Consider the following 24,166-nt stretch of genomic DNA (forward strand, 5'->3'; position numbering starts at 1 on the left):
CCACCGGAGTCTTCACCCGCATCGCCCAGCGACTCCTCGCCCTCACCTCCGGCATCTGGACCAACTGGACCACCGGCGTCACCAGCAAACGATCACTAACCGCCTACGACCACTGACCAAGGAATCAACCATCTAGGGGCGACGTCGCCGCCGCGGACCTCGCGGCGCGCCGCCTCGCCGCCGTCGCCGAGCAGACCGGGAATCGCCGGGCGACCGGCCGGGCGTGGTCCGGCCGCGCGCGGGTGCTGGTCGCGCGGGGGGAGCGCCACGAAGCGGTCGTGGCACTGGAAACGGCCCTGGATGCCCTGTCCGTCTCCGCTCCCGGCGCGATGGAGACAGCGCACGCACACCTGGACCTGGCGCGGTTACGCGTCGACGACGCGCCCGCGGCCCGGCCGGCCAATGCCGCCGCCGCACTCCTGCGCGTCCTCGGCGACCGCAGCCGCGTGGGTGCCAAGGGCGGCGGCGTGTTGACCGGCCGTGAGCAGGAGGTCCTCCGGCTGGTCACCCAGGGGCTCACCAACGCCGAGATCGGCGGGCGGCTCTACATCTCGACCAAGACGGCCGGGAACCACGTCAGCAACATCCTCACCAAACTCGGGGTGCGCAGCCGCGTCGAGGCAACTGCCTACGCCGCCTCGTACCCCGTCGAGAAATAGGGAACGTTCCCCATGCTCGGCATCGGTTGCTGGTCGCATGCTCGAAGCTCAACCGAACGATCCATGGAGCAGAGGAACGGTCATGACAACCACTGACACCTCACAAGTCGACGAGCACACGCTCGAACAGCAGACAGGTGCGTTCGTCGAACGCGTCTTCGGGTCACTGAACGGCGCCTTGGACCTGTACGTGATCGACATCGGCGTGCGGCTGGGCCTGTACGAGGCGCTGTCAGCTGGTCCGGCAACCTCGTACGAGCTAGCCGAACGCACGGGGTGCGCAGAACGGTACGTCCGCGAATGGCTCGAGCAGCAGACGGTCAGCGGCGTCATCGAGGTGGCGGACGCCACCGCGGACGCCGCCGACCGGAAGTACGCGCTGCCGCTCGCGCACCAGGAGCCGTTGTGCGACCACGACAGCCCGGCCTTCGTCGGAGCTCTCGCAGGTTGCGCGACCGAGCTCGGCCCGGCCGTCACCTGGCTGGCGAAAGCGTTCCGTGACGGCGAAGGCGTTCCCCTCGAGCGCTATGGCGAGAGCTTCGTACGGCTACAGGGCGCGATGACCAGGCCGATGTACACCCACGCCCTGACGGAGGTCTGGTTGCCTGCCCTCGCGGACATCGACGCGCGCCTGCGCGCCGACCCGCCCGCCAGGATCGCCGACCTCGCGTGCGGCGTCGGGCTGGCCGCGGTCGCCATGGCGAGGCACTACCCGGCCGTCACCGCCGACGGGTTCGACAACGACGAGACGTCGATCGCGATCGCCAGACACAACGCCGCCGAGGCCGGTGTCGCCGACCGGGTCAGGTTCCAGGTGCGGAACCTGTCCGACAACGGCACCGACGACGGAGTGTACGACGTGGTCACGATTCTCGAGGCGGTCCACGACATGGCCAGACCGGTCGACGCCCTGCGCGCGGCCAAGGGCATGCTCGCGGACGGCGGCAGGCTGATCGTCGCCGACGAGCACGCTGGGGACAGCTTCGCCGAGCCTGGGCCCATCGACGGGTTCCTCTACGCGGTGAGCATCCTTGCCTGCCTGCCCCAGTCCATGGCCGAGCAGCCCTCGGCAGCCATCGGGGCCGTCATCCGGCCATCCACCATGTCCGCCCTGGCCGCCGAGGCGGGGTTCTCCGCCACCACCAACCTGCCCATCGAGGACGACTTCTGGCGGTTCTATGAGCTCGTCCGTTGACTCCGACGAACCGTCCCGCCGGACCGCGCTCACCCGCGCGGTCCGGTTACGCCTCCCCCACACGTCTGCGGGCGGGGAGAGGCTCATGATGACCTGGGACGAGGCGACCGAACTGGTCAAGTCGGTGGAGGCCGCGTTCGGCGCCGCCGACCTGGCGGCGATCGCCGAAGGGTTCACCGAGGACGCCGTTGCCCGCTTCGCCGACTTCCCCGAGCTGCGCGGCCGTGCCGCGATCATGGAGTTCCTCACCGCCAGGTTCGCCCGCACCAAATGCTACCGGCTGACGAAGACGCCGCGCGTGCTGATGGGCGACCTGCTCGCGAACAGCTGGGACGCGAGCTGGGAGGATGCGAAGACGGGCAAGGCCATGCTCGGCCGCGGCACCGAAATCTGGCAGCTACGCGACGGGAAGGTCGCCGTGTGGGACGCCACCTTCAACGCATGGGAGGAAGGCGGACCACCGACCACCCCGGTGATATGAGCGCCGACCCGCGTCACCCGGCCTGGCGCCGGCACCTCGTCCCACGTGCCGTAACCGGCCGTCCGCCGATGCCTTGTCCAGATCGATCGCCGGCGCGTCGGAGATCCTCGACGACCCGAGCGCTAGCCGTCGGCGAGCTCGTCGCGCAGCCGGGCGCCCTTCGCCTCCGCCGCGGCCTTCAAGTCCGCCTGGAAGTCGACCATCCTGGCCCGTAGCTTCTGGTCCGCCGCGGCGAGGATACGCACGGCGAGCAGGCCGGCGTTGCGGGCGCCGCCTACGGAGACCGTCGCGACCGGCACCCCGGCAGGCATCTGCACGATGGACAGCAGCGAGTCCATGCCGTCCAGGTGCGCGAGCGGCACCGGCACGCCGATGACCGGCAGCGGGGTCACCGACGCGAGCATGCCGGGCAGGTGCGCGGCGCCGCCGGCGCCCGCGACGAGCACCTGCAGGCCGCGGTCCGTCGCCGTCGCGCCGTACTCGATCATCTCCCGCGGCATCCGGTGCGCGGAGATCACGTCGACCTCGTACGGCACCTCGAACTCGTCCAGGGCCTCGCCGACGGCGCTCATCACCCGCCAGTCGGAGTCGGACCCCATCACCACGCCGACCACCGGCGTACCTTCGCTCATCCGTCCCCCCTGAGGTAGTCGCATGCATCCTTGGCTCGCGCGCGGACGTCGTCGAGGTCGTCGCCGACGGCGGTCACGTGGCCGATCTTGCGGCCAGGCCGCACCTCCTTGCCGTACAGGTGCACCTTCACCGCCGGGTCCTTGGCCAGCACGTGCACGTACCTGTCGTAGACGTGCGGGTCGGCGCCGCCGAGCAGGTTGGCCATCGCCGTGTACGGCGCGACCGGTGCCGGTGACCCGAGCGGGAGGTCGAGCACCGCGCGCAGGTGCTGCTCGAACTGCGACGTGCGCGCGCCGTCGATGGTCCAGTGCCCGGAGTTGTGCGGCCGCATCGCCAGCTCGTTCACCACCACCCCGTCGGCGGTGTCGAACAGCTCCACCGCGAGCACGCCGACGACGCCGAGCTCGCCGGCGATCCGCAGGGCAAGCTGCTGCGCGAGCAGCGCGTGGTCCTCGGCCAGGCCGGGCGCCGGCGCGAGCACCTCGACGCAGATGCCGTCGCGCTGCACGGTCTCCACCACCGGGTACGCGACCGCCTGCCCGTGCGGCGAGCGTGCCACCAGCGCGGCCAGCTCGCGGCGGAACTCCACCCGCTCCTCGAGCAGCAGCGGCACCTCGGGCAGGTCGGCGAGGTCGTCCGGGCCGTCGAGCACCCACACCCCCTTGCCGTCGTAGCCGCCGCGTGGCGTCTTCGCGATCACCGGCCAGCCGTGCTCCTCGGCGAACGCGCGCACCTGCTTGTCGGCCGCACCAGGGTCGGCGTTCGCGTAGGCGGGGCATGGGATGCCGAGCGGCGCCAGCCGGTCGCGCATCACCTGCTTGTCCTGGGCGTGCAGCAGCGCCGCGGACCCCGGCCGCACCAGGTGTCCGTCCGCCTCGAGCGCACGGAGGTGCTCACCAGGCACGTGCTCGTGGTCGAACGTGACCACGTCACAGCCGGCGGCGAACCCGCGGAGGTCGGCCAGCGACGTGTGCTGGCCGACGGTGACGTCGCCGCAGACGAGCACCGCACCGTCGGACGGGTCCGCGGCGAGCACCCGGAAACCCACGCCGAGCGGGATGGCCGCGGCGTGCGTCATCCGCGCCAGCTGACCGGCGCCGACCATGCCGACCGAGGGGAAACCAGAGGGACTCTGCACAGCCCGAGCCTAGCGACGCCGGGTCGGTCAGGAGAGGCCGAGGTCGCGGGCGATCAGTATCCGCTGCACCTCGCTCGTGCCCTCGCCGATCTCCAGGATCTTCGCGTCGCGCCACATCCGGGCGACGGGGAACTCGTTCATGAAGCCGTACCCGCCGTGCACCTGGGTGGCTTCCCGCGCGTTGGTGACCGCGCACTCGGACGCGTGCAGCTTCGCGATCGCCGCGGCCCGCTTGAACGGCTCGCCGCGCAGCATCAGCTCCGCCGCCCGGTAGTACGCCAGCCTGGAGGTGTGCGCACGCACCTCCATGTCGGAGATCTTGAACTGCATCGCCTGGTACGCCCCGATCGGCTTGCCGAACGCCTCGCGCTGCTGCGCGTACTTCAGTGACTCGTCCACGCAGCCCTGCGCCAGCCCGGTCGACAGGGCCGCGAGCGCGATCCTGCCCTCGTCGAGGATGCGGAGGAACTGGGCGTAGCCGCGGCCGCGCTCGCCGAGCAGGTTCGCCGCGGGCACCCGGCAGCCGCTGAACGCGAGCTCCCTGGTGTCGGACGCGTTCCAGCCGACCTTCGAGTACCGCTGGCCGACGGTGAACCCGGGTGTGCCCGAAGACACGATGATGCTCGAGAGCTCCTTGCGGCCGTCCGCGTCCACGCCGGTCACGGCGGTCACCGTCACCAGGCCGGTGATCTCCGTGCCGGCGTTGGTGATGAACGCCTTGCTGCCGTTGATCACCCACTCGTCGCCGTCCAGCTCGGCGGTCGTGGCGGTCGCGCCGGCGTCCGAGCCGCCGCCCGGCTCGGTGAGCCCGAAGCCGCCGAGGATCTCGCCGCGGCACAGCCGCGGCAGCCAGGTGCGCTTCTGCTCCTCGGTGCCGAACCGGTAGATCGGCATGGCGCCGAGCGAGACGCCGGCCTCGACGGTGATCGCCACCGAAGAGTCGACCCGCGCCAGCTCCTCCAGCACCAGGCACAGGGCGAAGTAGTCGCCGCCCATGCCGCCGTGCTCCTCGGGGAACGGCAGGCCGAACAGGCCCATCTCGCCCATCTGCCTGACGATGTCGAGCGGGAACTCGTCGCGCTCGTAGAACTCGGCTATCCGCGGCGCCACCACGTCGCGGGCGAACTCCGCGACGGTCGCACGCAGCGCCTCGTGTTCGGCGTCGAGTCGGTAGTCAAGCACGGGATCCTCCGCACGTAGGACGGCTTCGTACCCGGGTCACGGGCACCACGCCGGACGCTACACCCACCCGGCACCGGCCGACCGTTAGCCTTGGGCCGGTGGCCAGCAGCGCTGAGGGGGCCGAGGGCGCCCACGACGACCCGCGGTCCGGCATCCTCGGGAAGGCATACCGCCGGTTCCGGCAACTCCTGCACGAGGCAGCGAAGTTCGGCACCGTCGGCGCGGTCGCCTGGGTGGTCGACACCGGCGTGTTCAACCTGCTCTACGGGCTCGGCCCGCTCACCGCGAAGGTGCTGGCGACCGCCGTGGCGACGACGTTCGCCTTCGCCGGCAACAGGTTCTGGACGTTCCGGCACCGGAAGAACTCCGGGCTGGCGAAGGAGTACTTCCTCTTCTTCGTGTTCAACGGCATCGGCCTGCTGATCCAGATGCTGGTGCTCGGCCTGAGCTACTACTGGCTCGCCGACATCTGGCCGGACATCTTCGGCACCCGGCTGGCCAGCAACATCGCGAGCAACGTGGTCGGCGTCGGCCTGGCCACGCTGTTCCGGTTCTGGTCCTACCGGCGCTGGGTGTTCCTACCGCCGGACGCGCCTCCGGTGGACCCGCACTCCGGCCTGCCGACCCGCGACGACGACCGCTAGCCGCGGGCCACGACCCGCCGGCCGCGGCGCAGGGCGGCGACCCCGACCGCGGTGAGCGCCCAGAAGCCGCTGGCCGGCATCGCCGCGGCGCATGCCAGGCCGGTCGCGGTGAGGGCGACGCCCGCCGCGCGCTGGGCGGCGTGGTCGTCGTTCGCCTCTGCGGACCGCAGCAGCCGGCCGCCCAGCCAGAGCGCCGGCGCGGGCGCGAGGAACCAGAACGCCGTCGCCCGGCCGCCACGGTCGGGCACGGCGTTCACCACTCCGGCACGCGCGATCTCCGCGAGCTCGGTGCGGTAGAGCGCTACCCCGACCCCGACGTGCACGGCGCCGACCACCTGCAGCCACCATCCGGGCGAACGTACGTCCATGCCCCGACGGTAAGGCAACGCGCTCACGCCGGGCCGCCCACGACCCGCCGTGGCGCGGGCTCGTCGCGGATCGGGCGGAGGAACAGTGCGAACCGCGCCGGGCGTTCCCGCGCAAGCAGTAGCCGGCCGCCGTCGGCTTCGGCCAGCGACCTGGCCAGGGCGAGGCCGAGCCCGGTGCCGTGGCCGCCTGAGACGTGCTTGTCGAAGACCTGCTGGCCGAGCCCGGGCGGCACCCCCGGCCCCTCGTCGGTGACCTCGACGACCACCGACTGTGCCGTGGACGACACCCTTACGGTGGTCGTGCCGTCGCCGTGCACCAGGGCGTTGTCCAGCAGCGTCGCGATGACCTGCGACAACGTGGACGCCGAGACACGCGCCCGCAGCCCGCGGTCACCGGCGATACGCAGCTCCCGGTTGCCGCGCCGGAACGCCGGCTCCCACTCGGCGCGCTGCTGGTCGACGACGTCGTCGACGAAGACCGGCTCCATCACCTCGTCGCCGCCCGACCGTGCCGCGGCCATCAGCTGCTCGACCACGTCGGCCAGCCGGCTCACCTGCGCGAGCGCCGCCTGCGCCTCCTCCTGCACCACGTCAGGGGTGTTGGCGGCGCTCTCGATCTCCTCCAGCCGCATCGACAGCGCCGCGAGCGGCGTACGCAGCTGGTGCGACGCCTCGCTGGCGAAGGCACGCTCGGCCTGCAGCAGCTTGGCGATGCGCGCCGCGCTCTTGTCGAGTACCTCGGCGATGCGGTCCACCTCGGCGGTGCCGTAGTGCCTGCGGGCGGGCAGCGACTCCCCCGAGCCCAGCCGGTCCGCACGCCAGGCCAGGTCGCGCAGCGGCCACGCCAGCCGGCGGGCCTGCAGGTACGCCAGCCCGACGGTGACCCCGACGGCGAGCACGCCGATCGCCGCGACGACCAGCACGCCGAGGATGCTCGTACGCTCCACCACCGCACGGGGCGTGGCGACCGTCACCAGGATGCCGTCCGTGGTCCTGGCCTGCGCGGTGAGCTGTGCGCCGGAGACCCGCGGGCCGACCCTGATCACCCGCCCGTTCGGGTAGCGGATGATCGCCCGCACGTCCTCCTGGGTCTTCGGGATGTCGCTGGACGTAACCCGCTCGTCGCGCTCGGCCCTGATCTGCACCGACGTCGCGATCGCGTCTGCCGTACGTTGCAGTCGCCGCACCGTCTCGTCGTGCACCAGCCGGTACGCGGCGACGGCCAGCGGCACACCGAACACGGTGACGGCCACCAACGAGAGCACGAGGGTCGAGACGACGAGGCGGCGGCGCATCGAGATCAGCGGGCGGTCAGTCTCGCTCGAACCGGAAGCCGACCCCACGGACCGTGGTGATGTAGTGCGGGTCGGTAGCGTCGTCACCGAGCTTGCGGCGCAGCCAGGAGATGTGCATGTCCAGGGTCTTCGTCGACCCCCACCACTTGCTGCCCCACACCTCCTGCATGAGCTGGTCGCGGGTGACGACCTTGCCCGCGTCGCGCACGAGCACGCGCAGCAGGTCGAACTCCTTCGTGGTGAGCACCAGTTCCGCGTCGCCGAGCCAGGCGCGGCGGCTGTCGCTGTCGATCCGGACGCCGTGCACCTGCGCGTGCTCGCTGGCGCCGCGGCGCAGCAGCGCCCGCACACGGGCGAGCAGCTCAGCCAGCCGGAACGGCTTCGTCACGTAGTCGTCGGCGCCGGCGTCCAGCCCGACGACCGTGTCGACCTCGTCGGCACGCGCCGTCAGCACGAGGATCGGCAGATCGCGCCCTTCGGCACGCAGCTTGCGGCAGACGTCCAGCCCGTCGAGCTCGGGCAGCCCGAGGTCGAGCACGAGCAGGTCGACGCCTGCGTCGTGTGCGGTATGCAACGCCTCGACGCCGCTCTCGGACACGTCGACCTCGTACCCCTCCCGCCGGAACGCGCGGGTCAACGGCTCCGCGATCGACGCGTCGTCTTCGGCCAGCAACACCCGTGTCATGAGGAGGCCTCTCGCGTGAGCATCGTAGCGAGTACGCTACCCGGCGCGCGCGAGCCAGGCGCAGGTGAGCGAGGAGCGGAGCGCGGGAGGCCGACGGGAAGCACAGTCATACGACGATCGTACGCCCGTCGGCCGGTCAGACCGGTGTGACACCGTGTCGGCGGCGGGAGAAGGTGCGGTCCTTGCCGCCGCTGGCGGCGTACCTGCGCACCAGCTCGCCGCGTAGCCGCGAGGCGGGGAGGACGTCGTCGACCACCAGCTCGCTGGCCAGCCGCACCACGTCGATGTCGTCCTCGTACTCGCTGCGGAGGCTGGCGACGTAGTCGGCGCGCTCCTGCTCGTCCTCGATCGCCTGGATGCGGTTGAAGTAGACGGCGTTTACCGCCGCCTCCGCCCCCATCACCGCGATCTTCGCCGTCGGCAGCGCGATGGTGGCGTCCGGCTCGAACCCGGGGCCGCACATGGCGTAGAGCCCGGCGCCGTACGCCTTCCGCACCACCACGCAGATCTTCGGCACGGTCGCCTCACTGATCGCCGTGATCATCTTCGCGCCGTGCCTGATGATGCCCTGCCGCTCGACGGCGGTGCCCACCATGAAGCCGGGCACGTCGGAGAGGAACAGCAGCGGGATGTTGAACGCGTCGCACAGCTGGACGAACCTGGTCGCCTTGTCCGCGGAGTCGACGAACAGCACCCCGCCCTTGAACATCGGGTTGTTCGCCACGATGCCGACCGGCTGGCCGTCCAGCCGGGCGAACCCGACCAGCAGCTCCTTCGCCCACTGGGCGTGGATCTCGAAGAACGAGCCGTCGTCGACCAGCCCGCGGACGAACCTGCGCATGTCGTACGCCTGCCGGTCGTCGGCGGGCACCAGGGCGTCCAGGTCGACCTGCTTCGGCTCCGCGGCCGGCGCGCTCGGCGGCTGCTGCGTCCAGTTCGAGGGCAGGTACGACAGGTAGCCGCGGACGAACTCGATCGCGTCCGCCTCGTCCTTGGCCAGGTGGTGCCCGCAGCCGGAGACCGAGCAGTGCACCTTCGCGCCGCCCATCTCCTCCAGCGTGGTCTTCTCCCCGACGACCATCTCCACCATCCGGTCGCTGCCGAGGTACATCGACGCATTGCCGTCCACCATGGCCACCACGTCGCAGAACGCGGGGATGTACGCGCCACCTGCGGCGGACGGGCCGAACAGGGCGCACACCTGTGGCACCGAGCCGCTGGCCCGCACCTGGGTGTGGAAGATCCGTCCCGCACCACGCCTGCCGGGGAACATCTCCACCTGGTCGGTGATGCGCGCACCTGCGGAGTCGACCAGGTAGACCATCGGCATGCCGCCCCGGTACGCGGTCTCTATGATCCGGACGATCTTCTCCACCGTCCGCGCGCCCCAGGAGCCGGCCTTGACGGTGGAGTCGTTCGCCATCAGGCACACCGGGCGGCCGCCGACGGTCGCAGTCCCAGTGACCACCGCGTCGGCGGGCAGGTCACCGGCGAGCACGTTCGCGTACACGCCGTCCTCGGTGAACGAGCCCTCGTCGACCAGCAGCCGGATGCGTTCCCTGGCGAACAGCTTGCCCTTCGCCGCGTTCGCCTCGTGGTACTTCGGTGCACCGCCGGCGAGGACCCGGTCGCGCAGCTCGTCCAGGTGCGGGTGTCCCGGCTCGTCCGGCGCCGGCGTGGTGCTGTCGTCGATCGTCACGTCAGCGAGGTTACCCGCAGAGGCAAGTGGCCACCGTCACACTAGCCAACGCGGCTGTCGAGGAAGCACCAGCGCCAGTGCTCACCGCGCTCAGCCGAGCCCATCACCGGGTGGCCGGTCTCGGTGAAGTGCGCGGCCGAGTGCCTCCCAGGCGACGAGTCGCAGCACCCGACGTGCCCGCAGCTGAGGCAGGCGCGCAGGTGCACCCAGTCGTCGCGGCCGTCGTGGCGGCAGGCCTCGCACTCGCGCGGCTCGGCGTCCGGCACCTCGACCGGCGCGACCTGCAGATGCTCGCAGGTACGGGCCTGCGGGCCCGGCAGCACGTCCTGGTGGCCCTCGGCCTCCGACTCGACCGGGTCGGGCAGCAGCGACTCCTCCAGGTCGAGCCGGTGCTGCAGCTCGCGCAGCAGCTCCTCCTCGAGCTCCCCGGTGTCGCGCAGCTCGACGAACACCTCCCGCTCGGCCGCCACGATCTCCCTGCGCAGCCGCTGGTACGTCTGCATGGGGGTCTCCGCCTGCTGGTCGCCGAGCTGCTCCCAGGCGGAGAACGCGCGCAGGTCGAGCTGCTTGTGCATCAGCTGCACCAGCCGCGGCGGCAGCCCTTCCTCCTCGCCGATCTCCTCGATCCTGCGCTTGGCGGCGTCGGTGGCCCGCTGCTGCGCCTGCGCGACCTGGAAGGCGTCCTGCCGGCGGGTCGGGCGCCTCGACGCCGACCCGCCGGATCAGCGCAGGCAGCGTCAGCCCCTGCAGCCCGAGCGTGCCGAAGATGACCACCATGGTCGCCAGCAGGAACAGGTCGCGGTGCGGGAGGTCGAGCGGCAGCGTCTGCGCGGCCGCGAGCGACACCACACCGCGCATGCCGGCCCAGGAGATCACCGCGAGCCCGCCCGGCTTGGGTCGTTCGCTGCGCGTCCACGGCAGCACCCGCGCGACGTACACCAGGCCGAACACCCACAGCGGGCGGACGACGAGCACGGTGAGCAGCACGACACCCGACAGCAGCGCGACCGTCGACCAGGGGCTGGTCACCCCGGCCACGATGCTGGTGAGCTGCAGCCCGACGAGCGCGAACACCACGCCCTCGAGCAGCAGCTGGCTGGTCGCCCACACCCCGTTCTCGGTCAGCCGCGCGGCCGGCGACTGGTCGACCGGCGAGCGGTGCGCGAGGACCAGCCCGGTCACCACCACCGCGATGACGCCGGACAGCGTCGCCTCCTCGGCGGCGACGTACACCGCGAACGGGGTCAGCAGCGAGAGCCCGGTGGTGAGCAGCGCCGACGTCATCCGCGCGCGTACCCAGCTCAGCAGCAGACCGGCGACGGTGCCGAAGGCCAGCCCGCCGACGGCCGCGACGAGGAACTGCAGCACCGTGTCGCCGAGCGCGAACGTTCCACCGACGGCCGCTGCGATGCTCACCCGCAACGTCACCAGCGCGGTGGCGTCGTTGAACAGGCTCTCGCCCTCGAGGACGGTCACCAGCTTGCGCGGCAGCCCGGCACGCCTGGCCACCGCCGTCGCGGCCACCGCGTCCGGCGGGCCGACGACCGCCCCGAGCGCAATCGCGGCTGCCCACGACACGTCGGGGACGATCAGGTGCGTCACGACACCGACCGACAGGGCAGTCACGATGACCATGCCGACGGCCAGCATGCCGATCGGGCGACGCAGCTTCTGGACGCCCAGATACGAGTTGCCGCGCGCGGCGGCGTAGAGCAGCGGCGGCAGCAGGACGAACAACACCAGGTCGGGGTCGAGCTGGAATGCCGGCACCCCGGGGACCAGCGAGACGGCCACCGCGACGCCGACGATCAGCAGCGGCGCGGAGAACCGGATCCGCTGGGCGAGCGCCGTGATGGCGACGACGCCGATGCCGACGGCGATCACCGCGAGCAGCGTGCTGACCGTGGTGGACTCCCTGTGACCGCCGCCCTCCGCCGCGAGCTGCACTACCCCGGACACGAGGTCACCCCGGCCACTGCGGCGCGCGCTTCTCGTTGAACGCGCGCACGCCTTCCACCCGGTCGGCGGAGAACGCGGTGTCGCGCCAGGCGGCGTCCTCCAGCTCCAGCCCGGCCGACAGGTCGACGTCGTAGCCCAGCCGCATCGCCCGCTTGGCCGCGCGTACGCCAACCGGGGAGTTCTTCGCGATCTGCTGCGCCAGCTCGAGCGCCGTGTCGCGGTGCTCGACTGCCGCCGTGCGCCGGTCGACCAGCCGCAGCCGCTCCGCCTCGGCCACGCCCACCCGGCGGGCGGTGAACACCAGGTCGGCGGCGCGGGACCAGCCGACCCTGCGGGTCAGCAGCTGGGTGCCGCCACCGCCGGGGATCACGCCCACCGACACCTCGGGCAGACCGACGACCGCGGTCTCGTCGGCGACGATCAGGTCGCACGACAGGGCGAGCTCGAAGCCGCCGCCGAGGGCGTAGCCGTGCACCGCAGCGATGGTCGGCACCGGCAGACCGAGCAGGGCGCCGAACGCGGCGCGGAACACCGGCCGCTGCGCACGTAGCTGCTCGTCGGTGTACGAGTTCCGCTCCTTCAGGTCGGCGCCGACACAGAACGCCTTCTCCCCGGACGAGGTGAGCACGACCGCGCGCACGGCGCGGTCGTCGGCGAGCTCGCGGCACACCCGGGCCAGCTCGTCGGCCATGGCCGTGGACAGCGCGTTGTGCGCCTCCGGCCGGTCGAGCACTACCTCGGCGACGTGCGGGCCGGCGGCGCCGGTGCGGCAGGCGATGTGTGTCATGCCGCCGAGAATAGCCGCGCGCGTCAGTACGACTCCTCCTCGTCGGCGTCGCTGTCCAGGGCGGCCGGGTCGAGCAGGGTGTAGATGTCGCGCTGGACGGTCTCGACCGAAGGGACGTTGGTGAGCACGGCCTGGCCCTGCTCGCCGGCCGACTCCAGGATCAGCGTGCCGGTGCGCAGCATCCGCTGCCACAGCGTGTGCCTGAACGCGACGTCGGTGACCCTGGCCAGCGGAATGTCGCGCCCGCTCCTGGTGAAGATGCCCTCGCGGATCAGCACCCGCCGGTCGGTGAGCGTGTACGTGGTGGTGTACCAGCGCAGGAACGGGCGGAGCACCCAGAGCAGCACGACGAGCAGACAGATGACGGCGATGGCGGCGCGCATCCAGGTCTCCGGCAACACGGCGGCCAGGAACCCGCCGGCACCGACGCACACGAGGAACAGGAACACCGGACCGACCAGCACCTGCCAGTGCGGGTGCAGCTGGTGGTAGATCTGCTCACCGGGCGCCAACCGCCTGTCGACCTTCGCCATGCCCAGATCGTCCCACGTGAGCACGGCCCCCACCGCACGTAGCGACCCCGGCGCGCCGTGGTCAGGGTGGGGTGGGGCGGACGTGTACGACGTCGCCGGCGGCCAGCTCGTGCTCGCTGCCGGCGGGGTCGGTGACGAGCAGGGCACCGGACGGTGCGACGTCGATGGCGGTGCCGTCGAGCACCTGGTCCCCGGGGAGCTGCACCCGCACCGCCCGGCCGAGCGTGACGCACCGCTGCCGGTACCGGTCGAGCAGGCCGCTGGCCGTGGCGTCGCCGGCCGCTCGGCGCCACGCCACGTACTCCGCCGCCAGCCGGTCGAGCAGCGCGGCCAGCAGCGCCGTCCGGTCGACGTCGGCGGCGCCGGCGAGCAGCAGCGACGTCGCCGTGTCCACGGGCAGCTCGTCGGCACGCAGCGAGACGTTCAGCCCCATGCCGAGCACCAGCGCGCCGCCCACCCGCTCCGCGAGGATCCCGGCGACCTTGCGGTCGCCGACCAGTACGTCGTTCGGCCACTTCAGCCCGGCGCCCTGCGGCAGCACGTCGGCGAGCGCGTCCACGGCGGCGACGCCGGCGAGCAGCGGCAGCCACGGCCACCGGTCCACCGCCACGTCGGCTGGAGCGAGCAGCACGCTGAACGTCAGCGCCGAACGCGGCGGCGCCTGCCAGGTGCGGTCCAGCCGGCCGCGGCCGCGTTCCTGGAACTCCGCGACCTGGATGAGCCCCTCCGCCTCGGTGCCGGCGACGGCCGCGAGGTCGGCGCTGGTCGACGCCGTGCTCGGCGTGACGCGCACCGCACGCCACAGCGCCCCGCCGCGCACGATCGCGGCCGTCAGCTCGTCGGCGCGCAGCGGCGCCCGCTCGTCGCCCATGGTCAGCCGGTGTTCTGCAGGCCGGCCGCCACCCCGTTCAGGGTGAGCTGCAGCAGCCGCTCGTAGCCGGCGTGCTCCTCGTCGGTGGGCTCGCCCAGGCGCAGGGCGCTCAGCGCGCGCAGCTGCAGGTGCGACAGCGCGTCGACGTACGGGTTGCGCAGCTGCACCGCCCGCGACAGCACCCGGCTCGCCTCCAGCAGCCGGGTGCTTCCGGTCACCTGCAGCACCCAGTCGACGGTGCGGTCGTACTCGGCGAGGACCTGCTCGGTCAGGTCGGGCCGGTCGCCGAGCGCGAGGTAGCGGGCGGCGATCTTGCGGTCGGTCTTCGCCAGGCTCATCTGCGCGTTGTCGAGCAGCGACCGGAACAGCGGCCACTGGGCGTACGCCTCCCGCAGCTGCGGCAGGTCGTCCGCGGCGGCGAGGCCGCTGCCGAGGCCGTACCAGCCGGGCAGGTTGATCCTGGCCTGCGACCAGGCGAACACCCACGGGATCGCCCGCAGCCCGGCGAGGTCCTGCGCGGCACCGGCGCGCCGCGACGGCCGGGAGCCGATGCGCAGCGAGCCGATCTCCGGCAGCGGGCTGACGGCGGCGAACCAGGCCGCGAACCCGTCCGCGTCGACCAGCGCCTGGTACGTCTCGTGCGCGGCGGCGCTGATCCGGTCGGCGAGCCCGCGGAACCGCTCGGCCGCGTCGATCGCACGCCGCTCCACCTCCTCGGTGGACGCCATGAGCACGGCCGACGACACCTGCTCGATGTGGCGGCTGGCGATCGCTGCGTTCCCGTACCTGGCGAAGATCACCTCGCCCTGCTCGGTCACCTTGAACGTGCCGGCCACCGAGCCTGGCGCCTGCGCGAGCACCGCCCGGTTGGCCGGGCCGCCGCCGCGGCCGAGCGCGCCGCCGCGACCATGGAACAGCGCGAGCCTGATGCCGTGCTTGCTCGCCCACGCGGCCAGCGCGCCCTGCACGTCGTACAGCAGCAGCGTCGCGGCCACCGGGCCGATGTCCTTGGCGGAGTCTGAGTAGCCGAGCATCACCTCGAGCCGCGCTCCGGTCGCGTCCAGCCGGCGGCGGACGGGCGGCAGCTGCACGACCTCGCTCAGCACCTCGACGGCGCCGCGCAGGTCGGCGCCGGTCTCGAACAGCGGCACGACGTCGAGCACCGGCGGCCGGCCGCTGGTTGCGTGGTCGGCGAGCTCGTAGACGGCCGCGACGTCGTCCGCGCGGCGGGTGAAGCTGACCACGTAGCGGCGGCAGGCCCGCACCCCGAAGCGCTCCTGCACCCAGGCAACGACGCGCAGCGTCTGCAGTACCTCCTCGGTCTGCTCGCTGAGCTCGCCGCCGGCGCGCACCTCGGCCAGCGCCCGCTCGTGCACCTCGCTGTGCTGCCTGATCTCCAGCTCGGCGAGGTGGAAGCCGAACGTACGCACCTGCCAGACCAGGTGCTGCAGCTCGCCGTACGCCAGCCGCACCGCGCCCGCGGCGGCCAGCGACTCCTGCACCAGCGCCAGCTCGGCGAGCAGCTCGTCGGCATCGCGGTACGCGAGGTCGAGGTCGCGCTCCCTGGTCGCCCGGATCCGGCGCGCGGCGATCAGCAGCGCCTGCCGGTGCGACTCGCTCGGGGACCGCTTGGCCAGCTCCGCCATCCGGTCCGGGTACGCGGCGCGACTGCGCCTGAGTAGCGCACGCAGCTGGTCGGACGGCGGCGTGGTGGCGTCGCCCGCGGTGAGCGTGCGGCCGAGCCGGGTCGCGGCGTTCTCCAGCGCGCGCAGCACGTGCTCCGCCTGGATCAGCGCCGCCTCCCTGGTCACCTGCGCCGTGACGTGCGGGTTGCCGTCCCTGTCGCCGCCGACCCAGCTGCCGAGCCTGAGGAACGGCGGCGCGAGCGCCGGGCGCCGGCCCGCGTCGTCCGGCGAGAGCGCGGTGTCGAGGCCCCGGTAGAGCACCGGCACGGTGCGGAACAGCGTCTCGTCGAACACCGCCATCGCCGTACGCACCTCGTCGAGCGGGTCGGGCTGGCTCTGGCGCAGCAGCGCCGTGCGCCACAGCCCGTCGACCTCCTCGTACAGCCGCCGACTGGCCTCGGCCGCCTCGCTGCCGGTCGGCCCGGCCGCGTGCAGCCTGGTGAGCTGCTCGCCGACCCGGCGGATCGCCGCCACCACGGCCCGTCGCCGCGCCTCGGTCGGGTGCGCGGTGAGCACCGGGTGGAACCACAGGTCACCGAGCAGCGCCGCGACGCGCTCGCCGTCGTACTGCTGCTGCAGCGTCGTGACCGTGGCGGCCAGCGACTCCGGCACCGGCTCGCCGGACCGGTCGCGTTCCGCGATGGTGCGGGCGCGCTGGTGCTCCTCGGCGAGGTTGGCCAGGTGGAAGTAGCAGGTGAACGCGCTCGCGACCTGCTCCGCGCGGGAGATCGGCCACGACTCCACCAGCCGCCTGGCCTCCCGTTCGGCGGCCGGGTCGGAGTGTGCGGCGATCACCGCGCGGCGCAGCCGCTCGACGTCGTCGAGCAGGTCGGCGCCACCCTGCTCGCTGATCACACGCCCGAGCGTGTCGCCGAGCAGCCGTACGTCGCGGCGCATGGCCTCCGGCATCTCCAGCCGCGCCGCGTCACGCACGTCGCTGGGGCGCTGCACATCCTCCGCGGGGTCCGACACGTGCTGCAGCCTAACGAGCGGGCCACCCTCGGTCAGGGCTGCGGGTGCACCTCGGGGAAGCGCTCGCTCGGCCCGTCGAGCAGCGAGCCGCCGGCGCCGCGCAGGTGGCGGTCGAGGAACGCCCCGACGTACGCACGGGTGATCGCCGTGGTCCGCGTACCCGGCAGCGGCGCCGCCGGGTCGGTCAGCCCCATCTGGTCGGCGAGCACCGCGGTGTCGGTGAACGACAGGTGCCCGGTGTCCTCGACCGTGAACCAGTACTTCGCACCGTGCAGCCGGGCCCAGGCAGTGTCCCAGCTCTCGTCGTCGCCGCCGGGACGGTGCCGCTGGGTGCCAAGCATGAGGAACGGCTTGCGCAGACCGGCCGCCGGCAGCGGGTCGAAGAACGTGCCGTCGAGGTTCACGCCAGCGTCGATCCGGTCGTCCGCGGCGAGCGCCGTCGCGGCGGAGGCACCGCCGATCGAGTGCCCGACCATGGCGACCCGGTCGGCGTCGACCAACCGGTTACGGGTGAGCCGGTCGAGCACCAATGACATGTCCGCGGCCCGCACCGGCGGGACCGCGGTCGCCTCGCCCACCTCGCAGGCGACGCAGGTCTTCAGCCCGCTGGGGAACGAGGTGCCCGACGACTCGTACGCGTGGTCGACTGCGGCCACCAGGTAGCCCCGGCTGGCGAGGCCGGTGGCGAGGCCGGTGAGGGTGGCGCGCGGCAGCGTGAACCCGGGCGAGAGCAGCACCAGCGGACGTCCACCTGGCCTGGGCAGCGGCGGTACGCCCGCGGTGGCGTGCGTGCGGGTGCCGGTCAGCACGTCGTCCGGCAGGTCCTCCGGGATGGGCGAACCCTGGTCACGCTGGAAGTCGAGGAACGCCTCGGACTCCGCCGCGGTCACGTACTCGACGGACGCACCGTGCGGCACGGCTGTCGGGTACCACATGGTGACCATCAGCTCCCGGTTCCCTGACACCGGCCGCCAGGGGTCCGTGCGCGCCTCGTCGACGAGGTGGAACGCGGTGGCGCCGACCGAGTGCCGGCCGATGGGCTCGGGCAGCGCCAGCCGCGGCGTCGTGCTCGCCGCGGCGGCTGGCGCGGCGCAGAGGGTGAGGCCGGCGACCAGGCCGGCGACGAGGATTCGCATGCTCAGCAATCTAGGTACGGCGGCGGGCCGCGCACATCCGCCGACCGTCGGGTGCCGCGTACGACTTTCGGCAGTACCGGGGAAGTGGCCGACGTCACCCGGATCGCGGTCGTGGCACTACTAGGCTGACCGGCATGGCGGAACCGCATCCGGAGGCACCGAGCCCCGGCACCACGGAACGACCAGACGCCGGTGACCTCGACGTCCACACCTCGGCCGGCAAGCTCGCCGACCTCGAACGGCGGCACGAGGAGGCCGTGCACGCCGGGTCGGCGCGCGCGGTGGAGAAGCAGCACGCGAAGGGCAAGAAGACCGCGCGCGAGCGCATCGCCATGCTGCTCGACGAGGGCTCGTTCTTCGAGCTGGACGAGCTGGCCAGGCACCGGTCCACGAACTTCGGCCAGCAGCAGAACCGGCCGTACGGGGACGGCGTGGTGACCGGCTACGGCACGGTCGACGGCCGCCCGGTGGCGGTGTTCGCGCAGGACTTCACCGTCTTCGGCGGCAGCCTCGGCGAGGTGTTCGGCGAGAAGATCGTCAAGGTCATGGAGCACGCGCTGAAGACCGGCTGCCCGATGATCGGCATCAACGACTCAGGCGGCGCCCGCATCCAGGAGGGCGTGGTCAGCCTCGGCCTGTACGGCGACATCTTCTACCGCAACGTCAAGGCCAGCGGCGTCGTACCGCAGATCTCGCTGGTGATGGGGCCGTGCGCCGGGGGTGCGGTGTACTCGCCGGCGATCACCGACTTCACCGTGATGGTCGACCAGACGTCGCACATGTTCATCACCGGGCCCGACGTTATCAAGACCGTCACCGGCGAGGACGTCGGCTTCGAGGAGCTCGGCGGCGCGCGTACCCACAACGAGCGAAGCGGCAACGCGCACTACCTGGCCAGCGACGAGGACGACGCGGTGGAGTACGTGCAGGCGCTGCTCGCGTACCTGCCGAGCAACAACATGGACGACGCGCCGAGCTACCCCGCGGACGCGCCGCTCGAGGTGACCGCCGAGGACACCGAGCTGAACACACTGGTGCCAGACTCGGCCAGCCAGCCGTACGACATGCACACGGTCATCGAGCACGTGGTGGACGACGGCGAGTTCCTCGAGGTGCAGGCGCTGTTCGCGCCGAACATCGTGGTGGGCTTCGGCCGGGTGGACGGGCAGAGCGTCGGCGTCGTCGCGAACCAGCCGATGCAGCTGGCCGGCACCCTGGACATCGACGCCAGCGAGAAGGCCGCGCGCTTCGTGCGCACCTGCGACGCGTTCAACATCCCCGTGCTCACCTTCGTGGACGTGCCCGGCTTCCTGCCAGGCACCGACCAGGAGTGGGGCGGCATCATCCGCCGCGGCGCGAAGCTGCTGTACGCGTACGCCGAGGCGACCGTGCCGAAGGTGACGGTGATCACCAGGAAGGCGTACGGCGGGGCGTACGACGTGATGGGCTCCAAGCACCTCGGCGCGGACGTCAACCTGGCCTGGCCGACCGCACAGGTCGCGGTGATGGGCGCGCAGGGCGCGGTGAACATCCTGTACCGCGGCCGGCTCGGGCAGGCGGCGCAGGAGGGCGGCGACGTCGAGGCGCTGCGGCAGGAGCTGATCACGGATTACGAGGACACCCTCGCCAACCCGTACGTCGCCGCAGAACGCGGGTACCTGGACGCCGTGATCCAGCCGGCGGAAACCCGCGCGCAGGTGGTGCGGGCGCTGCGTGCGCTGCGCACGAAGCGCGTCGACGCGCCGCCGCGCAAGCACGGCAACATCCCGCTGTGACCGCCGACCCGCGAGAGGTACCGACCCGATGAGCGACCGTCAGGACGCCGCCGGCGAGCGGCCGGTGCTGCGGATCGTGCGCGGCGACCCCACCCCGGACGAGGTCGCGGCGCTGGTGGCCGCGCTACGCGTGCGGTCGGCCCGGCAGGCGGCGGGGACGCCGGCGCAGCCACGGGTGTCGGCCTGGGCGGACCGGGCGAACGCACTGCGCCGACCGCTGCCGCACGGCCGCGACGCCTGGCGGCGCTACCGCCGGCCGCGCTGAGGTCGGTGCGTCACTCGGCCTTCGGCAGCTTGCACTCCGGCGCCATCTTGTACTTGCCGTGTGCGCCCTCGAACTTGCCCAAGGCCTTCGGCGCCTTCTTGACGGCCTTCACCCACATCCGGTGGTAGTCGTACGAGGGGATGTTGTCCTTGTTGCGCTCGGCCAGCACGTGCTTCATCCAGTCGTTGCCGACCTGGATGCCGGCCTCCATGGTGGTGCTGATCGCCTTCGCGCGTTTCTGGCAGCTGCCGACCGCACTGTCGTACTTGTCAGGCACGGAGTCTGGCACCTTGCCGCAGGCGCCCTCCTGGCGCTCGTAGACGATGCGCTGGGCGTCGAACGCGTTCATGTCCGAGCTGCCCCTGGCGTGCGTCTCGTCCCAGATCTCGTACGCCTTGTCGAGGGTGATCTTGCCCTTGTCGAGGTCCCACTGCGCCTTCACGTGCCGGTACCAGTCGCGGTACGACTGGTACGCCTTGGCGACGGCCAGGTCGCCGGCCTGCACCGACTCCTTGCAGTCGAGCACCGACGCGGGCACCGGCTTGGGGGTGGGCGAAGAGGTCGCGGCAGCCTGCTTGTCGCCGCCTGGCAGCAGCGCCCGGCCGAACGCCCAGGCGGTGCCGCCGCCGACGAGGACGAGTACAGTCACGACACCGAGGACGACGAACAGAGGTCTGCGTCCGCGCCCGTTCTTCGGCGCTGAGTGGCGTCCGGCCACCTGGGACCTCCCCCTAGCCTCGGCATCCCCCGCAGGGACACCGGCAGACTGCCAGCTATGGACTGGTAACTGGAACGAGGTTGGACGGAGAGCAACGATTTGGTCACACCGGTCGTAGTGGATACATACACACCACTGCTCGTACTCGCCTCTGCGTCGCCAGCACGGTTGGTGCTGTTGCGTAACGCGGGGTTCGCCGTCGAGGTGACCGTCTCTGACGTGGACGAATCGGCGTACGCGGCGGCGACAGCCGCCGAGCTGGCCGCAATGCTGGCACAGGCGAAGGCGACGGCGGTCGCTGCCCGCTACGCCGAGTCACCCGCCTTGGTCGTCGGCTGCGACTCGGTGCTCGACTTCGCCGGCGAGATCCTGGGCAAACCGGGCGACGCCGCCGACGCGGCGCGGCGCGGCGCACCATGCGTGGCCGCAGCGGCACCCTCGTCACCGGCCACTGCGTCGTGGACACGGCCACCGGCCGGCAGCAGGCCGCCGCCGCGTCTACCACCGTGCGGTTCGCGGACCTCACCGACGACGAGATCGACGCCTACGTAGCCACCGGCGAACCCACCCGAGTGGCCGGGGGCTTCACCCTCGACGGCCTGGGCGGCCCCTTCGTCGAAGCCATCGACGGCGACTGGTCGAACGTGGTGGGCCTCTCCCTGCCCACCTTCCGCCACCTCCTGGCCGCGCACGGCTACACCGTCCCCGACCTCTGGCGCAGCCCCACCCCGGCCTGACCCGCCCGCTGGCAAGTATTTGACACATTGGAAAATACTTGCCAAGATGGCGGACATGGAGAGCACTCAGGCACGCAAGGAGCTGGCCCGCGCCGACCGGTTGGGGAGCACGTCCCGGTCTACGGCGGCTCGCTGGTATGCGCGGTATCTGGTCATCTACGGCATCGCGTCGTTCGGGCTGGCGAGCACGTTCGGGTTCGTCGACCCGCGGTTGGCCACCGCGGTCACCATGCCGATCTGGCTGGTCATCATCATCGGCCTGTCGGTCTGGTCGATGCGGCAGCGCACCGCCATCCGCGGGTTCGGGTCGCTCCACGGCGCGGTCATCGGCACCTGGGCGGCCGCATGGGCCATCACCATCGGGCTGGGCACCAGCGTGTTCGCCGGCAGCTGGCCGTGGTTCGTCGGCGGCGGCGTCGCCATGGCCATCCCGGCGTTCGTCGGCGCGTACGTGACCCACCGCAGGGGTCGGGCATGACCTCGGGCACGCACCCGCGGCACCGTATCGACGATGTCATCCACTCGCCCGTGCGGTTCTCCGTCGCCGCGACGCTCGCCGGCCTCGACAACGCGGAGTTCCGGCACGTACGCGACACCGTGGAGGTCAGCGACTCCGTGCTGTCCAAGCACGTGACGGCCCTCGAGACGGCCGGCTACGTGAAGGTGAAGAAGGGCTACGTGGGCAAGCGCCCCCGCACCTGGCTCAGCCTCACGGCGAAGGGACGGGAGGCGTACGAGCGCCACCTCGCAGCGCTGCGCGACATCGCCGACAACGCCGGCTAGGCGTGGCATCCGTCACGCAACCGGGACGGACGCGACCGCGCACGCCCTACACTGCGAACCGGCGGGGATCACTGGGCGGAGGGAGACCGCGTGCGGAAGGTGCTGATCGCGAACCGGGGTGAGATCGCCGTCCGGGTGGCCAGGGCGTGCACCGACGCCGGGCTGGCCAGCGTGGCGGTGTACTCGGAACCGGACCGCGGCGCAGTCCACGTGACGGCGGCGGGCGAGGCGTTCGCGCTCGGCGGCAGCACCCCCGCGGAGAGCTACCTCGACATCGCGAAGATCCTCGACGTCGCCAAGCGCGCCGAGGCGGACGCGGTGCACCCCGGCTACGGCTTCCTCGCCGAGAACTCCGAGTTCGCGCAGGCCGTCCTGGACGCCGGGCTCACCTGGATCGGCCCGCCGCCTGAGGCGATCAGGTCGCTCGGCGACAAGGTCGCCGCCAGGCACATCGCCGCCCAGGTCGGCGCGCCGCTGGTTGCCGGCACGAAGGACCCGGTCGGCAGCGCCGACGAGGTCACGGCGTTCGCCCGCGAGCACGGCCTGCCGATCGCCATCAAGGCGGCGTTCGGCGGCGGTGGCCGCGGGCTGCGGGTCGCGTACGAGCTCGACGACGTCACGAACCAGTACGACTCCGCCGTACGTGAGGCGGTCGCGGCGTTCGGCCGCGGCGAGTGCTTCGTGGAGCGCTATCTCGCCAGGCCCAGGCACGTCGAGACGCAGTGCCTGGCCGATAGCCACGGCAACGTTGTGGTGGTGTCGACCCGCGACTGCTCACTGCAGCGGCGGCACCAGAAGCTGGTCGAGGAGGCACCCGCGCCGTTCCTCACCGACGAGCAGGTCGCCACCCTGTACGAGTCCAGCAAGGCGATCATGCGGGCGGCGGGCTACGTCGGCGCGGGCACCTGCGAGTTCCTCGTCGGCGAGGACGGCACCATCTCGTTCCTCGAGGTCAACACCAGGCTGCAGGTCGAGCACCCGGTGTCCGAGGAGGTCACCGGCATCGACCTGGTGCGCGAGCAGCTGCGCATCGCCGACGGCGAGCCGCTCGGCTACGACGACCCGCCGATCCGCGGCCACGCCATCGAGTTCAGGATCAACGCCGAGGACGCCGGCGCGAACTTCCTGCCCGCTCCCGGCACGGTGACCGGGTGGCAGCCGCCGTCCGGCCCCGGCGTACGCCTCGACGCCGGCGTCCAGCTCGGCACCGTGGTGCCGCAGATGTACGACTCGATGCTCGCCAAGCTGATCGTCACCGGAGCCGACCGCCGGCAGGCGCTCGCGCGCAGCCGGCGCGCGCTGGCGGAGTTCCGCGTCGACGGCATGCCCACGGTGTTGCCGTTCCACCGCTCGGTGCTCGCCGACCCGGCGTTCACCGACGAGCCGTTCCGGGTCCACACCAGGTGGATCGAGACCGAGTTCGAGAACCACATCCCGCCGTACGCGGGCACCGCCGACGCCGAGGCCGAGGCCGAGGCCGAGGCCGAGGAGCGGGAGCTGATCGTCGTCGAGGTGGCCGGTCGCCGGCTCGAGGTGAGCCTGCCCGCCGGCGGCACCGGCGCGGGCCAGGCGCCGCAGCCGCGCCGCCGCAGGTCCGGTAAGAAGAACGCCGGCGGTGCCGCGACCGGCAACTCGCTGACCAGCCCGATGCAGGGCACGATCGTGCAGGTCCTCGTCGAGGACGGCCAGCAGGTGGCGGCCGGCGACCCGGTCGTCGTGCTCGAGGCGATGAAGATGGAGCAGCCGCTGTCTGCGCACCGCAGCGGCACCGTCAGGGGGCTGGACGCGACCGTCGGCGCCACCGTCAGCAACGGCGGGCTGATCTGCGAGATCGTCGACTGACGCGACCACGCTGAGCCACGGGTGACCTGCGCCACGTGACCGGGAACCCCGACCCGCCGCCGTTCGTACCCAGAAGGACGGGCACCCTCTACTAGAGTGCCCACTCAACCTGATCTTGGCTGAT

The 24,166-nt window shown here is 72.2% G+C and carries 24 protein-coding genes and 1 pseudogene; 11 read left to right on the forward strand and 14 right to left on the reverse strand.

Annotated elements, in window-relative coordinates:
• From GEV07_08490 to GEV07_08505, 4 genes are all read left to right on the forward strand, one after another.
• Positions 1 to 116: IS982 family transposase (locus GEV07_08490; GenBank protein MQA02741.1), on the forward strand; the 116-nt coding region annotated here is incomplete at its 5' end.
• Between the two features lie 213 nt (positions 117 to 329).
• Positions 330 to 659: a hypothetical protein gene (locus GEV07_08495; GenBank protein MQA02742.1), complete on the forward strand. Its 330-nt coding sequence runs from the start codon at positions 330 to 332 to the stop codon at positions 657 to 659.
• A gap of 37 nt (positions 660 to 696) precedes the next feature.
• Positions 697 to 1,854, forward strand: a complete 1,158-nt coding sequence (locus GEV07_08500; protein MQA02743.1) for a methyltransferase domain-containing protein — start codon at positions 697 to 699, stop codon at positions 1,852 to 1,854.
• Positions 1,838 to 2,335 carry a DUF1348 family protein gene (locus GEV07_08505; GenBank protein MQA02744.1) on the forward strand — a complete coding sequence of 166 codons (498 nt, stop codon included), beginning with the start codon at positions 1,838 to 1,840 and terminating at the stop codon, positions 2,333 to 2,335. Before GEV07_08500 ends, GEV07_08505 begins: the two co-directional genes overlap by 17 nt.
• A gap of 122 nt (positions 2,336 to 2,457) precedes the next feature.
• Here GEV07_08505 and purE read toward each other — a convergent pair whose 3' ends face one another.
• From purE to GEV07_08520, 3 genes are read right to left on the reverse strand one after another with little or no spacing between them, the layout of a single operon-like run.
• Entirely contained in the window at positions 2,458 to 2,967 is a 510-nt protein-coding gene (gene purE / locus GEV07_08510) for a 5-(carboxyamino)imidazole ribonucleotide mutase (protein MQA02745.1), read from the reverse strand.
• Entirely contained in the window at positions 2,964 to 4,106 is a 1,143-nt protein-coding gene (locus tag GEV07_08515; protein ID MQA02746.1) for a 5-(carboxyamino)imidazole ribonucleotide synthase, read from the reverse strand. The genes purE and GEV07_08515 overlap by 4 nt, the downstream gene beginning before the upstream one ends.
• 27 nt (positions 4,107 to 4,133) lie before the next feature.
• Positions 4,134 to 5,288, reverse strand: coding sequence for an acyl-CoA dehydrogenase (locus GEV07_08520; GenBank protein MQA02747.1), 1,155 nt, complete (start codon positions 5,286 to 5,288; stop codon positions 4,134 to 4,136).
• A gap of 152 nt (positions 5,289 to 5,440) precedes the next feature.
• On the opposite strand from GEV07_08520, the gene GEV07_08525 reads away from it, so the two are divergent.
• Positions 5,441 to 5,932 (forward strand): GtrA family protein, encoded by a 492-nt coding sequence (locus tag GEV07_08525; GenBank protein ID MQA02748.1) that lies wholly within the window; start codon positions 5,441 to 5,443, stop codon positions 5,930 to 5,932.
• Here GEV07_08525 and GEV07_08530 read toward each other — a convergent pair.
• From GEV07_08530 to GEV07_08575, 10 genes are all read right to left on the reverse strand, one after another.
• Entirely contained in the window at positions 5,929 to 6,300 is a 372-nt protein-coding gene (locus tag GEV07_08530) for a hypothetical protein (protein MQA02749.1), read from the reverse strand. The genes GEV07_08525 and GEV07_08530 overlap by 4 nt on opposite strands.
• A 23-nt stretch (positions 6,301 to 6,323) precedes the next feature.
• Positions 6,324 to 7,595 (reverse strand): HAMP domain-containing protein, encoded by a 1,272-nt coding sequence (locus tag GEV07_08535; protein MQA02750.1) that lies wholly within the window; start codon positions 7,593 to 7,595, stop codon positions 6,324 to 6,326.
• Between the two features lie 16 nt (positions 7,596 to 7,611).
• Positions 7,612 to 8,280, reverse strand: coding sequence for a response regulator (locus GEV07_08540; GenBank protein MQA02751.1), 669 nt, complete (start codon positions 8,278 to 8,280; stop codon positions 7,612 to 7,614).
• A gap of 136 nt (positions 8,281 to 8,416) precedes the next feature.
• The gene (locus tag GEV07_08545) at positions 8,417 to 9,925 is read right to left on the reverse strand and encodes an acyl-CoA carboxylase subunit beta (GenBank protein ID MQA02752.1); all 1,509 of its coding nucleotides are present in this window, start codon (positions 9,923 to 9,925) and stop codon (positions 8,417 to 8,419) included.
• A 144-nt stretch (positions 9,926 to 10,069) separates the two neighbouring features.
• Positions 10,070 to 11,938 carry a hypothetical protein gene (locus GEV07_08550; protein MQA02753.1) on the reverse strand — a complete coding sequence of 623 codons (1,869 nt, stop codon included), beginning with the start codon at positions 11,936 to 11,938 and terminating at the stop codon, positions 10,070 to 10,072.
• A gap of 4 nt (positions 11,939 to 11,942) precedes the next feature.
• Positions 11,943 to 12,725 (reverse strand): enoyl-CoA hydratase, encoded by a 783-nt coding sequence (locus tag GEV07_08555; protein MQA02754.1) that lies wholly within the window; start codon positions 12,723 to 12,725, stop codon positions 11,943 to 11,945.
• Between the two features lie 23 nt (positions 12,726 to 12,748).
• Positions 12,749 to 13,258 (reverse strand): PH domain-containing protein, encoded by a 510-nt coding sequence (locus GEV07_08560; protein ID MQA02755.1) that lies wholly within the window; start codon positions 13,256 to 13,258, stop codon positions 12,749 to 12,751.
• A gap of 61 nt (positions 13,259 to 13,319) precedes the next feature.
• Entirely contained in the window at positions 13,320 to 14,129 is an 810-nt protein-coding gene (locus tag GEV07_08565) for a biotin--[acetyl-CoA-carboxylase] ligase (protein MQA02756.1), read from the reverse strand.
• Positions 14,130 to 14,131: 2 nt separating this feature from the next.
• On the reverse strand, positions 14,132 to 16,723 hold the full coding sequence (locus tag GEV07_08570; protein ID MQA02757.1) for a phosphoenolpyruvate carboxylase: 2,592 nt from the start codon (positions 16,721 to 16,723) through the stop codon (positions 14,132 to 14,134).
• Between the two features lie 95 nt (positions 16,724 to 16,818).
• A complete protein-coding gene (locus tag GEV07_08575; GenBank protein MQA02758.1) occupies positions 16,819 to 17,922 on the reverse strand; it encodes an alpha/beta hydrolase in 1,104 nt (367 codons plus the stop codon).
• 134 nt (positions 17,923 to 18,056) lie between these two features.
• On the opposite strand from GEV07_08575, the gene GEV07_08580 reads away from it, so the two are divergent.
• Together GEV07_08580 and GEV07_08585 are read left to right on the forward strand one after the other, a co-directional pair.
• Entirely contained in the window at positions 18,057 to 19,697 is a 1,641-nt protein-coding gene (locus GEV07_08580) for a methylmalonyl-CoA carboxyltransferase (GenBank protein ID MQA02759.1), read from the forward strand.
• A 28-nt stretch (positions 19,698 to 19,725) separates the two neighbouring features.
• Positions 19,726 to 19,962, forward strand: a complete 237-nt coding sequence (locus GEV07_08585; GenBank protein ID MQA02760.1) for an acyl-CoA carboxylase subunit epsilon — start codon at positions 19,726 to 19,728, stop codon at positions 19,960 to 19,962.
• 10 nt (positions 19,963 to 19,972) lie between these two features.
• Here GEV07_08585 and GEV07_08590 read toward each other — a convergent pair whose 3' ends face one another.
• On the reverse strand, positions 19,973 to 20,611 hold the full coding sequence (locus GEV07_08590; protein MQA02761.1) for a hypothetical protein: 639 nt from the start codon (positions 20,609 to 20,611) through the stop codon (positions 19,973 to 19,975).
• A gap of 186 nt (positions 20,612 to 20,797) precedes the next feature.
• On the opposite strand from GEV07_08590, the pseudogene GEV07_08595 reads away from it, so the two are divergent.
• From GEV07_08595 to GEV07_08610, 4 genes and pseudogenes are all read left to right on the forward strand, one after another.
• Positions 20,798 to 21,417, forward strand: a pseudogene (locus GEV07_08595) (septum formation inhibitor Maf).
• 55 nt (positions 21,418 to 21,472) lie between these two features.
• Positions 21,473 to 21,895, forward strand: coding sequence for a hypothetical protein (locus GEV07_08600; GenBank protein ID MQA02762.1), 423 nt, complete (start codon positions 21,473 to 21,475; stop codon positions 21,893 to 21,895).
• Positions 21,892 to 22,200, forward strand: coding sequence for a transcriptional regulator (locus GEV07_08605; GenBank protein ID MQA02763.1), 309 nt, complete (start codon positions 21,892 to 21,894; stop codon positions 22,198 to 22,200). Before GEV07_08600 ends, GEV07_08605 begins: the two co-directional genes overlap by 4 nt.
• A 90-nt stretch (positions 22,201 to 22,290) precedes the next feature.
• The gene (locus GEV07_08610) at positions 22,291 to 24,042 is read left to right on the forward strand and encodes a biotin/lipoyl-binding protein (GenBank protein ID MQA02764.1); all 1,752 of its coding nucleotides are present in this window, start codon (positions 22,291 to 22,293) and stop codon (positions 24,040 to 24,042) included.
• Positions 24,043 to 24,166 lie beyond the last annotated feature (124 nt).

The sequence above is a fragment of the Streptosporangiales bacterium genome (genome assembly GCA_009379825.1).
Taxonomy (GTDB): domain Bacteria; phylum Actinomycetota; class Actinomycetes; order Streptosporangiales; family WHST01; genus WHST01.